Source organism: Lawsonibacter sp. LCP25S3_E2, from assembly GCF_052117285.1.
GTDB lineage: Bacteria > Bacillota > Clostridia > Oscillospirales > Oscillospiraceae > Lawsonibacter.
Genome location: NZ_JBQKJL010000003.1, coordinates 217,988 through 237,325, shown reverse-complemented (window position 1 = coordinate 237,325; position 19,338 = coordinate 217,988). Strand labels below are relative to the sequence as shown.

Here is a 19,338-nt window from a genome sequence, read left to right as displayed (position 1 = left end):
TCTCGGACATGGTTTGCTGTCTCCTTTCGAATGGTGTGTCGCGACTTCATTCTACCAGAGATCTGCAAACCATGTCTTTTTTGTTTTTGCGAAACTTATTCTACCTGACCGCGGATTTATTATGCAAGAGTAAAAGAATATCTGAACACTCAAGAAATCGCTTGACTCTGCTGTAAATACGAAACCTCAAAGTCATAAAACCCTCAGGTCTGCAATTTTTACTTTGTTGCAGGTCTGTTTTGTTATGCTCATTTTCAGATATCCGATTTTTCATTTTGGGGCTTGACACCTATTAGCAGGTTTGCGCGCATGTGCGCGTAGTATTGTGAATTCCTGATAGCTTATGTTACCGAAAATTTTTGCATTCCTATGCCCGGCAACGAGGTGCAGTTGAAATCCGACAGAAAATGTGTGATAATATTTCTGTCTATATTTTCTGTTCAGCGTGAAAAGGAGGTGTTTACCGTGCGGGATGGGAAATACATTACGATCATGTCAGACAGAACACAGCTTGTACTGAATGCCAGCACGATTCTATATGTCCTGATGATTGATAAAACTGCCGAGATCCATGTGTCCGGCGGGAAGATATACAAAACGCGGATGAAGATCAGTGATCTGGAAGAAGCACTGGGGGACAATTTCCTCAAAGTCCACCGGGGCTGTTTGGTGTCCGCCAGAGCCATCCATGACATCACCGACCACATTGATCTCAACAACGGCGAATCCTTGATCTATACACTCCGAAAGAAAAAGCAGATCATCGCTCAGTTCCAGGCGGCTCAAAAACGTCTCATCAGCAGTTTTGCCCAAGACGAAGTCCCCTCCACTGAGGAGGAATACCGGAGCCATTACCACAGCTTCGAGGCTATGCCCTTTGCGTTTACGGACATCGAAATGATCTTTGATGAGAAGCGCCGGGCGGTGGACTGGGTCTTCCGCTATGGAAACCCTGCTCTGGCAAAGCTGGAAGGACTGCCGCTTAAAACGCTCATCGGCAGCTCCTTCGGCAGCCTGTTTTCCAATATGGATGCCAAATGGCTGCGCCTATACGAGCGCGCCGCTCTATATGGGGAAAGACTGGAGGTCATGGATTACAGTCCGGAGATCGGCGCGTGGCTGCAGGTGATCTGTTTTCCCACCTTCCAAGGTCACTGCGGGTGCATCCTGTTCGACCTCTCAGACATCGCATATACCAAAATCAGCAGGCAAGGTAGTCAGGCAATGATGCGCTATTTCGACAAGTCACAGGAGATGACCGATAGTCTGTAGCCGCTCCATATCCGAATCGCCGTCCACGTGTGTCCATTTCCATGGACAGACATGGGCGGCGTTTTTTTGCTGTCGTTTCACGCCTCTTAAACGTCGCTTCACGCCAAGTCGATTGAAAGGAGCGAGAGCAGCCCTTATAATATTTCTGTTTAACCTTTGCAAGCCGAAAAGACAGAGCTTGCCTTGCCATGCCGGCAAGAAAATTTTGACAGAAAGGATAGGAGAATATGAAAAGAAAACGAAGAATACTTAGCCTGCTGCTTAGCGGCGCAATGCTGTTTTCCCTCTGTACCCCAACGGTCTTTGCCGAGACGCCGACACAGGACAGGGGGCAGACCATTACGGAAACGGGCGGTTTATGCGAACACCACGCCGAACATACGGAGGATTGCGGCTATTCCCCCGCAGCCGAGGGGACGCCCTGCGGATATGTCTGCGAGCTATGCGGCGCGGGAGATAATACCCCGTCCAATGCGAAGGCTGTCACGGTGGCAAGCGTACAGGCCATGATCGACGCTTTACCGAACGCAGAAGAAATCACTGAAGATAACGCCGAAGATGTCAAGGCGCAGCTTGACGCCATAGACGAGGCGAAGGAGAAACTCTCCGACGAGGAAATAGATGAGCTGGATTTTACCCGGTATGCGGAAGCTGCCGCTGCATTGGGGGCGCTGGCTGCGCCAATGCTATTGGCTAATGATTCGCCTAACGAGCAGTTTTCCCTCACTCCCGGCAGCAGATATTATTTTGACCTCTCCGGCGCAAACATCCCCGAAACGGCAAACGGCAGCCTGCCGGACAGCACCCTGCACTATGTTCCCTTTACTTATGCCGGAACGGTGGACGCCTACAAGCTCATGTCTGCGACGGCAACCACCGAGGAGTATGCACAGCAGAGCAAATACGCCCACAGCCTGTTTATTGCGGACTACAATGTAACGCATACGGTAAGCTGGGATGACCTGAACAACGAAGGGTTGATTTTCGGCAAGGGCTATGTCGCCGGCGGCGTGGACTATACCCTGCGTGCGCCGTCTGCGGGAAGTAACTTTACTGGCTCTGATGACAGTGAGCGCGGCACGCCCCAAAGCAACGAATGGGATAAGATTTTAGACAAAGACAGTGGCTATATCAAAAACTTGTCAGATATGTATTCCTGGGGACAGGACACCGCTACTACTAATGAGTCGTTCCGCGCGATTCGCGGGTACAATTCGGCCCGCACCTGGTACGACAACCCTGCTACGTACCAGATCGCGAACCTCGGTTTCCGCCCCGTCCTTGAAGTCCTGAACCCTGGCACACTGGGCTCTGACGGGCTGGAGGTCGTTACCCTTGACCTGAACGGCGGAACGCTCGGCGGTAGCTCCGATGCTATTCAAATCATCGTGAAAAACGGCAGCGAGTTTACCGCACCTGCGTCCGATGGTCTGAACCGCCCGAACGGAGATACGGGCAGTTACTTCGTGTGGCTTGGAAGCAACGGCAAGCTCTACGCCCCCGGTGCCAGTGTTCCGGCGGACGTTACCAAGCTCACGGCGCAGTTTGCTTTATCAGAGCAGTTTTCCCTCACCCCCGGCGGCAGATATTATTTTGACCTTTCGGCGATGAATATTCCCGGAACGGCAAACGGCAATCTGCCGGACAGCGCCCTGCACTATGTTCCCTTTACTTATGCCGGAACGATAGAAGCCTACAAGCTCACGTCTGCGACGGCGACCACCGAGGCGTATGCACAGCGGGAAAAATATCCCCACAGCCTGTTTGTGGCGGACTATGTCGTAACGAATGATGTAAGCTGGAATACCCTGAATGAGAAGAATCTGATTTTTGGAAAGAGCTATACCAGCGGCGGCGTGGACTATAACCTGCGCGCACCGTCTGCTGGAAGTAACTCTACAGGTTCGGGCGATTCCCAACGCGGCGTGCCCCAAAGCAATGAATGGGACACGATGCTGAACAAGGACGACGAATATATCCAAAACTGGAATGAAATGTTTTCGTGGGGACAGGATACTTTTTCTGGCGACGCGTCGTACCGCGCGCGCCGTGGGTACAGATCGGCCCGCTACTGGGATTACCTCACTGCTACGGACCAGTACGTGGACGTCGGTTTCCGCCCCGTGCTTGAAATCCTGAACGCTGACACCCTGAACTCTGACGGACTGAAGGTCGTTACCCTTGACCTTGGCGGCGGAACGCTCGGCGGTAGCTCCGAGGATATTCAAATCATCGTGAAAAACGGCAGCACATTTACCGCCCCCGCATCCGATGGCTTGACCCGCCCCGATGGAGATACGGGCAGTTACTTCGTGTGGCTTGGAAGCAACGGCAAGCTCTACGCCCCCGGTGCCAGTGTTCCGGCGGACGTTACCAAGCTCACGGCGCAGTTTGCTTTATCAGAGCAGTTTTCCCTCACTCCCGGCGTCAGATATTATTTTGACCTTTCGGCGATGAATATTCCCGGAAGGGCAAACGGCAGTCTGCCGGACAGCACCCTGCACTATGTTCCCTTTACTTATGCCGGAACAATAGAAGCCTACAAGCTCACGTCTGCGACGGCAACCACCGAGGAGGATGCACAGCAGAACAAATACGCCCACAGCCTGTTTGTGGCGGACTATGCCGTAACGCATACGGTAAGCTGGAATGACTTAAATACTGCGAGTCTGATTTTCGGTAAAAATTATGCCAGCGGCGGCGTGGACTATACCCTGTGTGCGCCGTCTGTGGGAAGTGGTTCTACAGGTTCGGGCGATTCCGAACGCATCGTGCCCCAAAGCAATGAATGGGACACGATGCTGAACAAGGACGACGAATATATCCAAAACTGGAATGAAATGTTTTCGTGGGGACAGGATACTTTTTCTGGCAACGCGTCGTATCGCGCGCGCCGTGGGTACCGTTCGGCCCGCTACTGGGATTACCTCACTGCTACGGACCAGTACGCGGACGTCGGTTTCCGCCCCGTGCTTGAAGTCCTGAACCCTGACACACTGGGCTCTGACGGGCTGACGACCGTCACGCTGGACCTGAACGGCGGCCATGTGGGACGTGATGCTACTGCTGTTACTGTCAATTTGGCGGTGAAATCCAGCGGGACATACACCGCTCCCAGCAGCGACGGCCTGACCCGCCCCACCGGGAACGACGGCGCCTACTTCAAGTGGCAGGACAGCAGCGGCAACTTCTACGAGCCGGGCGGCACTGTCCCCGCCGACGTGACCCGCCTGACTGCCCGGTGGGAAAAGGATGTTCCCACGCTGACCGCCCCCACCGCAAACACTCTGGTCTATAACGGCAGTGCGCAGGCGCTGGTCACCGCCGGTACTACAGCGGACGGCACCATGCAGTACAGTCTGAATAATGCAGACTGGAGCGACAGTGTTCCCACCGGCAAGGATGCCAAAACATATACTGTTTATTACAAGGTCGTGGGTGACAGCAACCACACCGACAGCGTGCCGGCTTCGGTCAGCGTCACCATCGCGCCCAGGTCCATTGCGGACGCTTCGGTCACGCTGGGTGAATCGCTGACCTACAACGGCTCCAGCCAGACCCAGACGGTTACCGTGAAGCTTGGTGAAGTGGATATCACCAGCTCCTGCAACGTGTCCAACAATGTGCAGACCAACGCCGACAGCTACACCCTGACGGTCACGGCCAAGGACAATTCCAACTACACCGGCAGCGTGACCAAGGACTTCACCATCGCCAAAAAGTCCATCACGCCCACCATTGCAGTGAGCGGAACCTATACCTTCACCGGCAGCGCCATCACGCCCGCCTTCACGGTGAAGGACGGCGACACCGCTCTGACCGACAGTGATTATACCGCCGTTCTCGCCGACAACATCAATGCCGGCACCGGCAAGATCACGGTCACGGAAAAGACGACCGGAAACTACACCTTCAGCGAAGCGCAGCAGAGCTTTACCATCGGCAAGGCCGCCGCGCCGATGCTGAACAAAATTTCTGTCGAGCAGAAGTACACCGTGAACACCCAGCAGAGCAAAGACATCGGCCGCGCGGGCATGCCTGCCGACGCCGGCACCCTGACCTATACCAAAGGAACCATGTCCTGTGGTGATGTCGTTTCTATAACCGACTGGGATGTGGATAACACCGGAAAAGTGACCTACACCCTGTCCAGCAGCATGCCCAGCCGCGCGACCCTGCGGGTGGTCATCTCCTCCGACAACTATGAGAACGCCACCGTCGAGGTCAATATCGAACTGACGGAAAAGGATGTTCCCACGGTCAGCGCCAACGACATCACCGTGGCCTATACCGGCTCCGCTGTTCCGGACAGCGCCATTACCGGCACCGCCAGCGTGGAAGGCAGTTGGAGCTTCAAGAACGCGGCTCCCGTGAATGTTGCGGACAGCAGCGACAGCGTGACCGTGGTGTTCACCCCCGCGGACACGAACACCTATGAAACGGTTGAGGATATCATCAAGGTGACCATCAACAAGGCCACCCCCACCGGCACTCCCGCTTACACCGCCATCACCTCCTCCGGCAAGACCCTGGCGGACGCAGCTCTGGCCGTGGGCAGCATTACCCCCGCCGACGGTTCCATCGCGTGGGACGTTGCCGATGACACCGTTGTAACAGCTAACACCGCCTACAACTGGACTTATACTCCCACTGACGGGGACAACTACAACAATCTGACCGGAAGCATTACGCCCTATGTGGTGTCCTACTCCGGCGGCGGCTCTACCGGCGGTGGTTCTTCCTCCGGCGGCGGCTCCAGCAGCTCCACGGTTGTAGAGCGTCCGGATCAGACCAAACCGGACATCCCGACCACCAGCCAGACCAAGCCGGCAACACCGGATAAAAACGGAAATACCAGCATTGACGGCAACGCCGTACAGGACGCGATCAACAAGGCCACCGCTGACGCGAAGAAAAATGGAACCACCGCAAACGGCATTGCTGTGGTGGTTCCTGTAAAGATGGATGCCAAACTGAAGGATGTACAGATTACCCTGAAAGCGGACACGCTGGATAAGCTGGTGTCCTCCAATGTCAAGCAGTTCACCATCGACACCGATCGTATGGCAGACTTTGACTTCACACTGGATACCCTCAAGGAGCTAAACCGCCAGACCAGCGGCGAACTGATTTTGAAGATCAAAAAAACGGTTGTTTCCTATCAGGAAGCCAAGAAAGCCATAGGAAGCCGTCCGGTCTATGACATCACACCTGAGTGTGTTAAGGACGGCAAGAAAACTGCTGTCAATCTAAATGGAGAGACCATCAGCGTTGCCATCCCTTATGCTCCGGCGAAGAATGAGAAGACCGGAAATCTGTATGCAGTCTATGTGGACAAGACCGGAAAGGTGGAATGGCTGACCAAATCCAGCTATGACGCAGACCAGAAAGCCGTAATCTTTGAAGCGGCACATTTCAGTATCTATGGTGTGGGCTACAAGAACCCAGTTCCGAACTTCACCGACATCAATGGTCATTGGGCTAAGGAACATATCCTGTTTACGGTCAGCCGCGGGCTGTTCTCCGGCACAAGCAAAACCACCTTTAGTCCGAACACCACCCTGACACGGGGAATGTTTGTCACTGCCCTTGGGCGTCTGGCAGGAATCAATCCGGCAGATTACAAAAACGGGAAATTTACTGATGTGAAAACCGACGCCTACTACGCTCCCTATGTCAACTGGGCGGCAAGCAAGGGCATTGTGAATGGCACCGGTGCTACCACTTTCGCCCCGGATAACAAAATCACCCGTGAGCAGATGGCAGTGATTATGAAGAACTACGCCGATAAGATGGGCTATTCTATCCCGAAAATGCTGGAGGCTGTGACCTTTGCCGACAACGCGCAGATTTCCTTCTGGGCAAAGAATGCGGTCAAGACGATGCAGCAGGCAGGCGTTCTCTCCGGCAAGGCGAATAATCTGTTTGACCCGAAGGGCAACGCCACCCGCGCTGAAGCCGCCACCGTCCTACACCGGTTTGTGGAGGTCATCATCGACCCGCAGACCGCAAACGGCTGGAGGCAGAATGACAGCGGCGAATGGAGTTACTACAAAAACGGAGAGTCGGTGAAAGGTTGGCTCTCCGACGACCAGAAATGGTACTGGCTGGACAATAACGGCAAGATGTTCTCCGGCGGTTGGAAGCAGATCGACGGCAAGTGGTACTACTTCTATGCGGACGGCTCTATGGCGGTCAGCACCAAAGTGGACGGCTACGAAGTTGGCGCAGATGGCGCGAGAAGATAACTGACCACAAATTCAGAAAGGACACGAAGCAGCATTGGAGTATATTGAAACAGTAACAATAGATGCCGCAAGCGGTTTTCGGGACATATAACTTCTACTGCTTTGTTCCATTCCCATAGCGGTGCAAGGGAGGCCGCTTATGGGTAGATACCCCTTTTGACCTTTCTCCACCGCTAACAGGTGGAGACCTCCAAAATAAAATATCCAGTCCAATCAGGGCGCAAGTGATAGCAAGTTCACTTGTGCCCTCTTTTTGTACGCTTTTTTTCGATAAGAAACCCGCATTTTCTTCATTTAGAAGCAGAAATCGACGGGAGTATCACAAAAAGTCCGACAAACCGCCACCTGCTGAACCATCTTGCTCGGTGATTCGACAGAAACGATTCCGCTTTGTCGGCTGCCGTTCGCCGCCCTTCGAGAGTTTGAAAACCTATCTACTTTTCAAACTTTTTCGGAGGTAACGGCTATGAGTAAAAATCGTGAAGAAAGGGCGAATTATTATCTTTACATAGATGGACAGGCTGTGCCGGTAAGCGAACAGGTTTACCGTGTGTATCAGCACTATGAGCGAAAAGAAGAATACTTTTCCTACGATCTGAAAACGGAGAAGTTCCAGAAAGACACCGCAACTTTTCTGCCCAGCAGAGAGGATTCCTATGAGCGCCTGCTGGCAAAGGACAAGCAGTTTGCTACTTCTGGTCAACCCGTGGAGGAACAGGCGGTCTCGTCCGTTTGGCTGGAGGGATTATTGGAATGTTTGTCAGAGGATGAGAGGATTATTCTCCACAAACTGTATTTCGAGGACAAGTCAGAACGGATTGTCAGCATGGAGCTTGGAATTTCCAAAACAGCTCTGCATCAGCGCAAAGTCAAGCTGCTCCAAAAATTAAAAATTTTTTTGGAAAACATGGGAAAAGCATAGACCAAAACCACTCTCCCAACGGGGAAGTAAGTGAGAGGGTCTATCTCTCTCATGCAGCTTGACAACTGAATAGACGGCATTTCCGGTACATAACCCATGTACGAGCGAATATGAAACGCCGCGAAGATGGAGCAGTCAGGGAGGTGATGAAAGAACTGCTTCGGAGCGATCTACGATTTCATAAAACGGATTGTGGCAGATTCGGCGCGATGACTGCATGGGGGCTTAAAGATACTTCCTCACGGCCTCCTAAAGACTTGGGAGGAACCCTGCGGCGCACGAGTAAAACGACGCTGCGGAGTTATGACAGCCGCGCCAGCGGAGACCGGAATGTCCCCATCGTCAGGGGTGCGTGGCAAATGTGGCGAGCAATAACCAAACTACAATACAGCAGCCGTACCGATTAGCAGGTTAGCATATACCCTCAACTTTATCGGTGCGGCTGCTTATCTTTATATGAATTGAGACAAACTGTTTCCTCATATCTTATGAAGAAACAGTTTTTTGACTGGAGGTGCGTCAATATGGATCAGCAAATTACCCCTACGACCTCCTACAAAGAGGTGAAAATCGGGAAAACCATTTACCGTGTGACCAGCTTTTTTTCGGGTGAAAAGGAGCTGGGAAAGACTTTGGAGCAGCTGGCTGTCCGGCGCGCCATGTCGGAGGTTTCCACACCTGCCAGCTGCTCCGCACACACGGCTACATAGTCACACCATCCTCCCGGCTTTGCCGCATACTTGCGCGGCGATGGATTCTCCGCTACGATGTTCATACAGGGATATTCCCTGTGGAGCCATCACGCCGCACGAGGTATGGAATCTGGATTGTCGGGAGGGAAAATAAAGATGACTACAAAAACATACAACGTCGGCATCTACTGCCGTTTGAGTAACGACGATGAACGCGACGGTGAATCCGTCAGTATTGAGAACCAGAAGCTGCTGCTTCAGAACTATGTGAGACAGCGGGGCTGGAATGAAATTGATACCTATATCGACGATGGATATTCAGGTACGAATTTTGACCGTCCTGGGGTCAAGCGGCTGATTGAGGACGCCAAGGCCAAGCGGATCAATGTGATTCTGGTCAAGGACCTGTCCCGTTTTGGCCGTAACTACATTGAGTTCGGGCAATACACGGATTACTTATTCCCATCTCTGGGCTGTCGGTTTATCGCTCTGAACAACGGCATTGACACGGAAAGCACCAATGGCAGCACCGATGTCATGTGCTTTTTGAACTTATTTAACGAATTTTATAGCCGCGACACCAGTAAGAAGGTCAAAGCAGTCAAAAAAGCCTGTGCGGAAAACGGGAAATTCATGGGAACCTATCCCGCCTACGGCTATAAGCGGGACCCGGCGGATAAGCACCATCTGGTGATCGACGAGGACACCGCCCCGATTGTGCGCCGTATCTTTGAGATGCGGGCAGCCGGAACAGGGTTTCACGCCATCGCCGTCACGCTGAACGAGGAAGGCATCCCATCCCCCGGTGTGCTGTACTACCAGCGCAAAGGTCAGAGCGATCCGCGCCGGGTCAACCACAAATGGGCAGACCAGACGGTGAAAAACATTGTCCGCAGCGAGGTTTATATCGGCAACATGGTTCAGGGAAAGACCGGAACGCTGTCGTATAAATCCCGTAAACTCATCAATAAGCCGGAGGAAGAATGGATTCGTGTGGAAGGAACCCATGAACCGATTATCTCACAGCAGCTGTGGGATACCGTAGTCAGCATTGATAAAAAGAAGGTGCGGAAATCTTCTTCCGCTGACGGTTACAGGAGCATCTTCACCGGCCTTGTGTACTGTGCGGACTGCGGTTTCAAAATGAGAAATCAGGTGGAGCGATTCACCTATAAAGACGGGACGCCGGGGCGGTACAGCTCCTTTATCTGTGGGAACTACTCCCGCAGCGGCAAAGGTGCCTGTACTATCCACACCATCTATGAGAATGTGCTGACCCATCTGGTGCTGGAGGACATTCGGGAAAAGGCTCGTTTTGCGGAATATGACCCGGAACAGCTGGTCCAGCAGATTATCCGCTTAAAGGATAAGGAAGCCAAAAGCCGCCTTTCCTCCTGTGAACAGGAGCTGAAAACATACACGGCGCGGCTTTCCGAGCTGGAACGGCTGATGCAGAATCTCTATGAGGATAAATGCGCCGGAACCATCCCGCAGACCGTTTTTCAAACCCTGATGCACAAATATGAAGCAGAACGGGCAGAAAAGTCCGAAGCAATCCCGGAACTGGAACGCAAGGTCAAAAGCTACCTGGAAAACCGCACGGATGCGAACCGCTGGCTGGCTATTATCCGCCGGTACACAGAGATTACCGAGCTGGATGAATCCATTCTCTTTGAACTGGTAGACCGCATTGAGGTTGGAGAAACCAAAAAAGTGGGCGGCCAGCGGGTTTGTGACCTCCGCGTTTACTACCGCTATGTTGGAAATGTGGACGCGGCGCTGGCAAGGGATATTGCCGCAAGCGAAAATATCCCGGAAGAAAGGAGGCTGCCACTTGAAGAAGCAATATAAGGTCGGCATCTACTGCCGCCTGAGTGTGGACGATGCTTCCAATTCCGCAAAGGCAAAGAACTATATCCCCGGCGATGAATCCACCAGCATTGAAAATCAGTATGAAATCCTCTCCAGATTTGTTATGCTGAATGGCTGGATGGAGGTCAAGACTTATCGGGACGATGGGTACAGCGGTGGAAATTTTCAGCGGCCCGGATTTTTGAAAATGCTGGAGGATGCCCGCCACGGCCTGATTAACCTGATCCTGGTCAAAGACCTGTCCCGTTTGGGGCGTGACTTTGTAGAGGTAGGCCGCTATACGGATGTGATTTTCCCGTCCCTTGGCTGCCGGTTCGTGTCTGTGCTGGACTGTCTGGACAGCGAGGGCGACAACACCGATATGCTGCACTTCCGCAGTCTGATGAACGACTACCATCTGAAAGACTTGTCGGGAAAAATCAAATCAGTGCTGTACTCCAAAAAGAAAAGCGGCCAATACCTGACCGCCTATGCTCCTTACGGATACCGCAAGAGTGATGAGGACAAACACCGGCTGGTGGTGGATGAAGAAGCCGCCGCTGTGGTGCGGGAGATCTACCGGATGCGCTATTCAGGCATGGCCTACGGCAAGATTGCGGCGGTGCTGAACAAGAAAGACATCCTTTCTCCCCGCTGGCACTGGGAACTGCACTACGGAAAAAAAGGCATCTGCAAATACTCCAAACTTTGGACCTATGCCACGGTGAAAAACATCCTGAATGACACCGTTTATCTCGGCATAGTCACACAGAACCGCACCGGCTCCCGTTCCTACAAGGACAAAACCATGATACAGAAGCCGGAAACGGAATGGATTTGCCACGAGGATGCCCATGAAGCAATCATTGACCGGAAACTGTGGGAGGCGGTTCAGGAAAAGAACCGGGTAGTCAAACAGCAGGTAGCAAACCGTGCCGACCCTCTGCCTGCCCTGTTCACCGGCAAACTGGTCTGTGCTGATTGCGGGCATCCCCTGGTAGCCACCCGCGAGACCCAGCGCAGAAAAAACGGGACATCCAAGCGGTATGTTTCCTATATCTGCTCACACTTTGCCACCACCGGACACAGCGCCTGTTCCTGGCACCGGATTTATGAAATCTCTCTGAAAACGCTGGTACTGAATGAAATCCGGGCGCACAGTCAAGCGGTGGCACAGGATGAAAACGAGGTGCTGGACAAGCTGAAACAGCAGATTCTTTATTAGGATACATATATTTTGCTGGAATGTTATCATAATTGCTCCAGATTTTAAGAAGCGGGCGTGGAATTATCAATGTAGCTACTTGGTACGCAGCCAGTTTTCCTAATTCTTTGCTTGGGTTGGTTGTCCTCATAGCAAATGCTTGTTGAGTGTGTGGCCTTAAAAATTGAGATGGTTTCTCGCGTAAATCAATTATTTTTACCTTTGCTTCATCGTCAGGTACTGCAATGATATAAATATATCCAACATCTTCGTCAAAACGCTGCTCCCGCATATCATCAACATAGGTGCGATCATAGGCAAACCACAATGCGGTTTGAATATGGTCAACTATATCTAACCACCGTGTATGTAGTCCATAATGCTGACAAAGAGCTTCTCGTTCATCATCGGTTCCCATTGGATCAAAATATGGCTTAATACAAGACAGTATATCAGACAGTTTTTGCTCTGCTATTATCGCATCGTCACCGTTTTTAGCTGAGCGATACAGACTTGGTACAAGAGGATAGTCACGCTCTTGCCCTCGATAGTACACTCTTGTATTGGTACCTTTCAATGAATAGCGGATAATTCCTGTAACAAGATTTAATGCTCTAAAGTCCGTAATATAAAAATGTTTTATGCTGTCCAACGAACCTGGAGCCAGCGCGCCCCATCGATTCTTATCTAATTCGTATCCAATGGTTTTATCTACTCTCTTACGAAGTGTTTGCCTAATGTCTGTATTATCCAAGCCGACTGAACCAGTGCTCACCTTTACCAGCTTCAACTTCAAGCTGGCGGTCATGGAAGTCCTGATGTACGAGAAAGGCTTACTGGCTCCTAAACTGGATGCCCATGAGTTTGCCAGAGAGTATAGCCGACGCAAGATTGACATTGACGCGGAAGGGTATGAACCCATCCCAGAGATTCGGAAGTGGCTGGAGAAATACCCTGTCCCGGAGCGGCTGGCCCCGGAGGTGACAGAGATCGAGATGGATGGCGGCAGCGAGATTTATACCCAGCTCTGTCCGTTCTGGGATGGCGAGGATGGAGCCTTTGATCTCAACACCATTACCGAGGCAGAACTGCGCCAGTTCCCCAATCTCAAACAGATTACCCTCATGTCCTCCAAGCCGGAACAGGTGCTGCCGGTTCTGGAACGGTGCGGTATCAAGGCAGACTTGCTGTGAGGTGCGTTGCTATGAACGAAAAACTATTTCGTCCACAATTTGACACCTTGAAACTGTCCGATAAGCTCTGGCTGATGCAGACGCTGGCGGCTCGTTATCATTTGACATTCAAGGAACTATACGCCTTTTCCCGCTGGGGACAAAGCTGCACCACCGGCCTGTTTGAAAAAGGCGGACGGGAGTTTGTCTTTGTCCCAGGCGATACTGTAACGCTTGGCTGGGAGGGCTTTGTCCACGGGATGGACAAGGCCAACCAAGAGGAACTGGCGGATATTTTTGCGGAAATCGAATATGAGGGCTCTGTGGAGGAATTTCTCCGGCAGGGCATGACCCCAGTACGCCGGGTGACCATCGGCCCCATGTTCGTAGGCAGAAAACTGGAGGAGATCGACTGGGAAAGCGTACCCATGAATGATCCACGCATCACCACCCACCCCGACTGGCTGGAAAACTTGCAGAAGTGGGCGGGCCAGAACAGCCAGAGTTTTGAGATACACGAAACTGTCCGCTTTGAACGCAATGGGGATAGCTGGCAGGCGTCGCTGTGCCATCCAATGACCTACCCGGAGTTTCAGCGGTCCCTGTTGTGGGAGCTGGCAGCCAGCCTTCCCACGCCGGATGAGTGGGCCTATCTGTGCGGCGGCGGATGCTGCACCCTGTTTCCCTGGGGGGATGGGCTGGACTACTCCATGCATCTGCACCACTTTGAAAGCGAGGAAGATCAGGGCAAGCCATACGACATGGAGCAGGCTAACTTCTTTGGCCTGTCTATTGCCTACGACCCCTATAAGCGAGAGTTGGTAGACGGGCAAACATTGACCACCTGCGGCGGTGACGGAGGCTACAATACCCACACCGCCTCTATCGAGACCCAGCAACTGATTATCGCCCGGTATCTGGAGCAGAACCCGGAGATTATTGTGGTACAGACCTACATTGACAATGGCGCAACGGGTACGAACTTCCACCGCCCCAGCTTCCAGCAGATGCTCTCCGATATTGAAGCGGATCTTATCAACTGTGTCATTGTAAAAGATTTGTCCCGGCTGGGGCGAAATGTCATAGACACCGGCTACTATATAGAGCGTTACTTTCCCGTGCAGAAAGTCCGCTTTATTGCCGTGAATGACCGCTACGATTCTTCTTCCCCGGATAATGCCCATGATGGTATCATCATCCCGCTGCGGAACATGATTAACGAAGCCTATGCGATGGATATTGCCAGAAAAATCAAAGCCCAGCAGCGGCAGGCCATGAAAGACGGCAAGTATGTTGGCGGGCGTACCCCCTATGGATATTTGAAGGCTCCTGATGACTGCCACCAGCTGATCGTTGACCCGGTGGCTGCCGAGGTAGTCAAAACCATGTTTCAATGGGCCGCCGAGGGCGCAGGATTAAATACCATCGCGGTACGCTTGAACGAGGCCGGGTATCTCTCTCCCAGCCACTACAAGAGAACCTTGGGAGAGATCACCCATGAGAATCTGGTGGGCAATGGGCATTGGCAAACCCGCACCGTTGCCAAAATTCTCCGCGCAGAGGTTTATACCGGAGATCTGGTGCAAGGGGTATCTAAAATCATCGACCACAAGCAGGTCAGAGCCAGCGCCGATGAATGGACAACGGTACGCGGCACCCATGAAGCCATCATCAGCCGGGAGCTGTTTGCCGCTGTTCAGAAAGCGTTGGACCAGGCTGCACAGCAGGCAAAAGATAGGGAGATACATTCCTGGTCTCCTAATCTTTTGAGAGGCAAAATCTTCTGCGCTCACTGCGGACGCAGCCTTCACCGACAGAAATGCGTCCGCAGAAAGTCACAGGAGGTATATGTCTACCACTGTATCAGTAACAACCGTATCAAAAAGGGCGTTTGTCCTGGTGCGTTTATCTTTGAAAAAGAGCTGCTGGACGTCCTGGCCGATATGATACAGGAGCAGCTTGATACCACGCTGGGGCAATACTCTCTTGGTCTGGAAAACCTCTCCAAAGAAGCCGAGGAGCAGAAAAACATAGAGGCTAAAATCTCCAGCCGGAAACAGGAAATCCAGCAGCTGCGAACCTATCAGCGCAGATTGTATGAGGGCCTGATCCAGAACCATCTGTCAAAAGACGAGTATTTTACCTTCAAAGAGAAGTATGAAGCCAAAATCGAGGCCATAAGCAAGGAAATTGAACAGCTGAAAGCAGGGCTTGCATTCATCGCCAAGCAGCTGGAACAGTACAAAATGCTGTCCCAGGATGCACAGCATATCAAGGAAGATCGCCAGCTGACGGCAGCTCTGATTGACCGGCTGATTGACCGTGTAGAGGTCTCAAGAGAAAAGCGGATTACGGTTCGTTTCCGCTTCCAGAGCGAATTTGAGCATTGTGAGGAGGTGCTGAGCCAGTGCAGAAATATGTGATTGCCCTTTATATCCGCCTTTCCCTGGAGGATTATAAATACGACAGTATGAGCATTGAAAACCAGCACCATGCGCTGAACGAATTTATTTCTTCCATGCCGGAGTCCACCAATGCGGAAGTCCTTGAATTTATCGACAACGGGTATAGCGGGACAAACTTTGAGCGCCCCAAAGTCCAGGAGCTGATTGAGATGGTACGGGCCAATAAGATCGACTGTATCATCGTAAAAGACTTTTCCCGATTTGGACGAAACAGCATTGAGACTGGCTATTTCATTGAGCGTGTGTTCCCGCTATTTCACACCCGGTTCATTTCCATCAATGACAATTTTGACAGCAATCAGCACAAGGGAGATACCGGCGGCATGGATGTGGCTTTCAAGTATCTAATCAGCGAGTATTACAGCCGGGATATGTCCATCAAGACCAAAAGCGCCAAGTACGCCAAAATGCAGCGCGGCGAATACCAGAGCAAAGTTTGCCCTTATGGGTATCGCAAAAGCGCCGATGGCAGAATGGAACCGAACCCGGAAACCGCTGCTGTGGTACAGCTCATTTTCCAACTTGCCGCAACCGGCATTGGAGCGGCAGCCGTTACCAGGGAACTCTTTAAGCGAGGTATCCCGACCCCCGGAGAATACAAAGCAGCTCATGGGCAGAAGTACCACGATGTCTCCCGCTCCCGTGGCCGCTGGAGCAGTTCTACGGTTCTCCGTATCCTGGAGGATGAACGCTATATCGGCTCCTATGTCATCGGGCGTCGTGCAGTCATTGAAGTAGGCGGCACACGGAGCCGCAGGAAGGACCGGGACAAATGGTTTATTATTCCCGACCATCATCCGGCAATCGTTGATAAAGAACTATTTGAAAAGGTGCAGGCTGTGCAGCGCCGATTCTCCTTGCCGACCAAGAAAACCAGAGAGTACCCACTAAAAGGCAAGGTATATTGCGGCTGCTGCGATCATGCACTCTCCCGCATCGCCCAAAAGAGACCGTTTTATATGTGCCGCCATTCTACTGCCGATGTGAACAGCCGCTGCCGCGATGTCCGGGCAGATGCTGCCGGTCTGGAAGAAGCAGTCCTCCTCACTTTGAAAAAGCAACTGGAAGTCCTGTTGCCCGTACATGAGGACGGCACCATTCACCTGGAAGCCACCGCTACCAAATGCTCCGAATATGAGAAGCAGCTGGAAGCTCTGAAGGACCAGAAGCAAGCTCTCTTTGAACGGTATCTCCTGGGGCAGATCGAGCTGGACACTTATAAATCGGAGAAAGCAGTTTATGACGCAGAAATACTGAAAGTCAAAAATGCCTATGCTACTGTCACCGCCCAGGCAAAGCTGAAGCGGGAAGAACAGGCCCGCCAAAGCAGCCGACAAGAGATTGTTCACTCGATTGCGGAAGCGGATGTGCTGACCTCGGAACTGACCGATCTGCTGATAGAAAAGGTGTATGTATTCCCCGACAACCGCATTGAGATTGTTTACAAAGTCCATGACCTCTTTGAATAATTGAAGGTACAAAAACGGAAAACCCAGGCTATCAAATCCATCTTGGTAGCTTGGGTTTTCTGCTTTTCAAAACTACGCAATCGAATTTAGACCGTGGCTTCTCTAAACGATCCAGTAAAAATAAATAATAAATTTCAAAAAGGTAGAAGCTGCCAAAAAATATATGGTATAATAAAAAATAATCATAATAGAGACAAACCATTTTCTCCAAAGTGCTCTTTACGCTACCCCAATACGCAAAGGTCTCAGGAGAAATCATCTATGGTGGGCAAAATCTGTTAACCCTTAGCAACAAGGAGATGTACGACATCCGGGGAAAAGAAATATCAATGATATTTCAAGAGCCTATGACCAGCCTGAATCCATTGTTTACCATTGGAGCCCAATTGATGGAGAGTGTGCTGCTCCACCAGGACTGCACCAAGAAGCAAGCGAAACAACAGGCTGTTGAGGCACTGCAACTTGTGAAAATTCCGGATCCTGAACAACGGATGCGGCAATATCCATTTGAGCTGTCTGGTGGTATGAGACAACGGGTGATGATTGCCATGGCCATGCTTTGTAGGCCTCATTTACTCATTGCTGACGAACCTACCACTGCCTTGGATGTCACGATTCAGGCGCAGATTTTGGATCTCATGAATGACCTAAACCGGAGATTTTCTTCTGCGTTGATTTTGATTACCCATGATCTTGGAGTCATTGCGGAAACTGTGGACCGAGTCATTGTGATGTATGCAGGGAATATGGTGGAGATGGCGTCGGTAGACGATATTTTCCATCACCCGCTTCACCCCTATACCTGTGGACTGCTAGGTTCGATTTTGACCATGGACCATAAAGGGAAAGAATTACAATCTATCCCAGGGACGGTACCAAGTTTGAATGAAATGCCCACCGGGTGCAGATTTTGCACCAGATGTGCAGAGAAGCGCACCATCTGTGAAAAGGAGTCCCCCCGCCTGGTGCAACATGGGAATTCATATGTAAAGTGTTGGAAATATACAGTGCGTTGGGATGAGGAGGTTGATTAGATGAACAAGATTGTCGCCCCCCCTCAAGCTGAGTCTGTATTATTACAGGTCCATGACCTGAAGAAGCATTTTCCTGTCAAAAGGGGTATATTTTCCAGAAAAGAAGTACAGTCAGTCAAGGCGGTTGATGGTGTTAGCTTTTCTCTGGCCACTGGCCAGACATTGGGGCTGGTGGGTGAGAGCGGTTGTGGGAAATCCACATTGGGCCGTGCAATAATCCGGCTTACAGATCCTACCTCTGGAGAAATTTTATTTAACGGAGAAGATATTACAAAACTGGATCAAAAGGAACTTCGTCGTAAAAGGCGTGAATTCCAAATTATTTTTCAGGACCCTTACTCTTCACTCAATCCCAGAATGACAGTGGGCGACATCCTGTGCGAGCCTTATCTGATTCAGAAATTAGCGACAAAGAGAGAAGGGATGGAACGGGCGGCTGAACTGCTGGAGACAGTGGGACTGAATCAGTCTATGTTGCGCCGGTATCCCCATGAATTTTCCGGCGGTCAGCGCCAGCGAATCAGTATTGCACGGGCTTTGGCAGTGGATCCACAGTTCATCATTTGTGATGAGTGTGTATCAGCACTGGATGTTTCGGTTCAAGCGCAGGTTATCAATCTAATGATGAGAATTCAACAGGAGATGAGAATTGCCTACTTGTTTATCTCTCATGATCTGCGAATTGTTAAGCATATCTCTTCCCACATCGCAGTGATGTATCTAGGGCGGATTGTAGAGTTGGGTAGTAGCGATGCGGTGGCAGGAGAACCTCTACATCCATATAGCCAGGCATTACTGTCGGCAATTCCTGCTTCTGACCCAAGTCAGAAAAAACAGAAAATATTTCTACCTGGTGATTTGCCTAGCCCCTTGCATCCCCCGGCCGGTTGCCGGTTCCATACCCGTTGCCCCCGTGCTACCGAGGTATGCAGTCAAGTGGACCCGCCCTTTGTAGATTATGGTGGCGGACATTTCTGTGCCTGTCATCACTGTGGTCAGTAACTAGGTA

10 protein-coding genes and 2 pseudogenes are annotated in these 19,338 nt (G+C 51.6%); 10 read left to right on the top strand and 2 right to left on the bottom strand.

Annotation, left to right across the window (positions count from 1 at the left end; all coding sequences use genetic code 11):
* Positions 1-465: 465 nt before the first annotated feature.
* The 3 genes from ACTQ3R_RS04860 (at position 466) to ACTQ3R_RS04850 (ending at position 8,442) form a co-directional block, all read left to right on the top strand.
* The gene (locus ACTQ3R_RS04860; RefSeq protein WP_441778212.1) at positions 466-1,272 is read left to right on the top strand and encodes a LytTR family transcriptional regulator DNA-binding domain-containing protein; all 807 of its coding nucleotides are present in this window, start codon (positions 466-468) and stop codon (positions 1,270-1,272) included.
* A 227-nt stretch (positions 1,273-1,499) separates the two neighbouring features.
* A complete protein-coding gene (locus ACTQ3R_RS04855; RefSeq protein WP_441778211.1) occupies positions 1,500-7,520 on the top strand; it encodes an S-layer homology domain-containing protein in 6,021 nt (2,006 codons plus the stop codon).
* A gap of 358 nt (positions 7,521-7,878) precedes the next feature.
* Positions 7,879-8,442 carry a sigma-70 family RNA polymerase sigma factor gene (locus ACTQ3R_RS04850; protein ID WP_441778210.1) on the top strand — a complete coding sequence of 188 codons (564 nt, stop codon included), beginning with the start codon at positions 7,879-7,881 and terminating at the stop codon, positions 8,440-8,442.
* Positions 8,443-9,025: 583 nt separating this feature from the next.
* On the opposite strand, the gene ACTQ3R_RS04845 is transcribed toward ACTQ3R_RS04850, so the two are convergent.
* Positions 9,026-9,217 carry a hypothetical protein gene (locus tag ACTQ3R_RS04845; RefSeq protein ID WP_412454493.1) on the bottom strand — a complete coding sequence of 64 codons (192 nt, stop codon included), beginning with the start codon at positions 9,215-9,217 and terminating at the stop codon, positions 9,026-9,028.
* Between the two features lie 73 nt (positions 9,218-9,290).
* On the opposite strand from ACTQ3R_RS04845, the gene ACTQ3R_RS04840 reads away from it, so the two are divergent.
* Entirely contained in the window at positions 9,291-10,985 is a 1,695-nt protein-coding gene (locus ACTQ3R_RS04840) for a recombinase family protein (protein WP_154473834.1), read from the top strand.
* Positions 10,969-12,201, top strand: a pseudogene (locus tag ACTQ3R_RS04835) (recombinase family protein); the annotation flags it as partial. The gene ACTQ3R_RS04840 and the pseudogene ACTQ3R_RS04835, both read left to right, overlap by 17 nt.
* A 307-nt stretch (positions 12,202-12,508) precedes the next feature.
* Here ACTQ3R_RS04835 and ACTQ3R_RS04830 read toward each other — a convergent pair.
* Positions 12,509-12,997: pseudogene (locus tag ACTQ3R_RS04830) on the bottom strand (FRG domain-containing protein); the annotation flags it as partial.
* Here ACTQ3R_RS04830 and ACTQ3R_RS04825 point away from each other — a divergent pair.
* The 5 genes from ACTQ3R_RS04825 to ACTQ3R_RS04805 all read left to right on the top strand — a co-directional run bounded on the left by ACTQ3R_RS04825 (position 12,927) and on the right by ACTQ3R_RS04805 (position 19,331).
* Positions 12,927-13,382 carry a DUF6892 domain-containing protein gene (locus ACTQ3R_RS04825; RefSeq protein ID WP_441778209.1) on the top strand — a complete coding sequence of 152 codons (456 nt, stop codon included), beginning with the start codon at positions 12,927-12,929 and terminating at the stop codon, positions 13,380-13,382. The pseudogene ACTQ3R_RS04830 and the gene ACTQ3R_RS04825 sit on opposite strands and share 71 nt — an antisense overlap.
* Positions 13,383-13,393: 11 nt before the next feature.
* Positions 13,394-15,784, top strand: a complete 2,391-nt coding sequence (locus ACTQ3R_RS04820) for a recombinase family protein (protein WP_441778208.1) — start codon at positions 13,394-13,396, stop codon at positions 15,782-15,784.
* Positions 15,769-17,295: a recombinase family protein gene (locus ACTQ3R_RS04815; RefSeq protein ID WP_441778207.1), complete on the top strand. Its 1,527-nt coding sequence runs from the start codon at positions 15,769-15,771 to the stop codon at positions 17,293-17,295. The genes ACTQ3R_RS04820 and ACTQ3R_RS04815 overlap by 16 nt, the downstream gene beginning before the upstream one ends.
* A gap of 212 nt (positions 17,296-17,507) precedes the next feature.
* On the top strand, positions 17,508-18,329 hold the full coding sequence (locus ACTQ3R_RS04810; RefSeq protein ID WP_441778206.1) for an ABC transporter ATP-binding protein: 822 nt from the start codon (positions 17,508-17,510) through the stop codon (positions 18,327-18,329).
* On the top strand, positions 18,330-19,331 hold the full coding sequence (locus ACTQ3R_RS04805; protein WP_441778205.1) for an ABC transporter ATP-binding protein: 1,002 nt from the start codon (positions 18,330-18,332) through the stop codon (positions 19,329-19,331).
* Positions 19,332-19,338: the final 7 nt, after the last annotated feature.

Coding starts and splice junctions, on each gene's coding strand:
- ACTQ3R_RS04845 (WP_412454493.1), bottom strand. CDS start 9,217: ATGAACATCGTAGCGGAGAATCCATCGCCGCGCAAGTATGCGGCAAAG.
- ACTQ3R_RS04805 (WP_441778205.1), top strand. CDS start 18,330: ATGAACAAGATTGTCGCCCCCCCTCAAGCTGAGTCTGTATTATTACAG.
- ACTQ3R_RS04825 (WP_441778209.1), top strand. CDS start 12,927: ATGTCTGTATTATCCAAGCCGACTGAACCAGTGCTCACCTTTACCAGC.
- ACTQ3R_RS04855 (WP_441778211.1), top strand. CDS start 1,500: ATGAAAAGAAAACGAAGAATACTTAGCCTGCTGCTTAGCGGCGCAATG.
- ACTQ3R_RS04820 (WP_441778208.1), top strand. CDS start 13,394: ATGAACGAAAAACTATTTCGTCCACAATTTGACACCTTGAAACTGTCC.
- ACTQ3R_RS04840 (WP_154473834.1), top strand. CDS start 9,291: ATGACTACAAAAACATACAACGTCGGCATCTACTGCCGTTTGAGTAAC.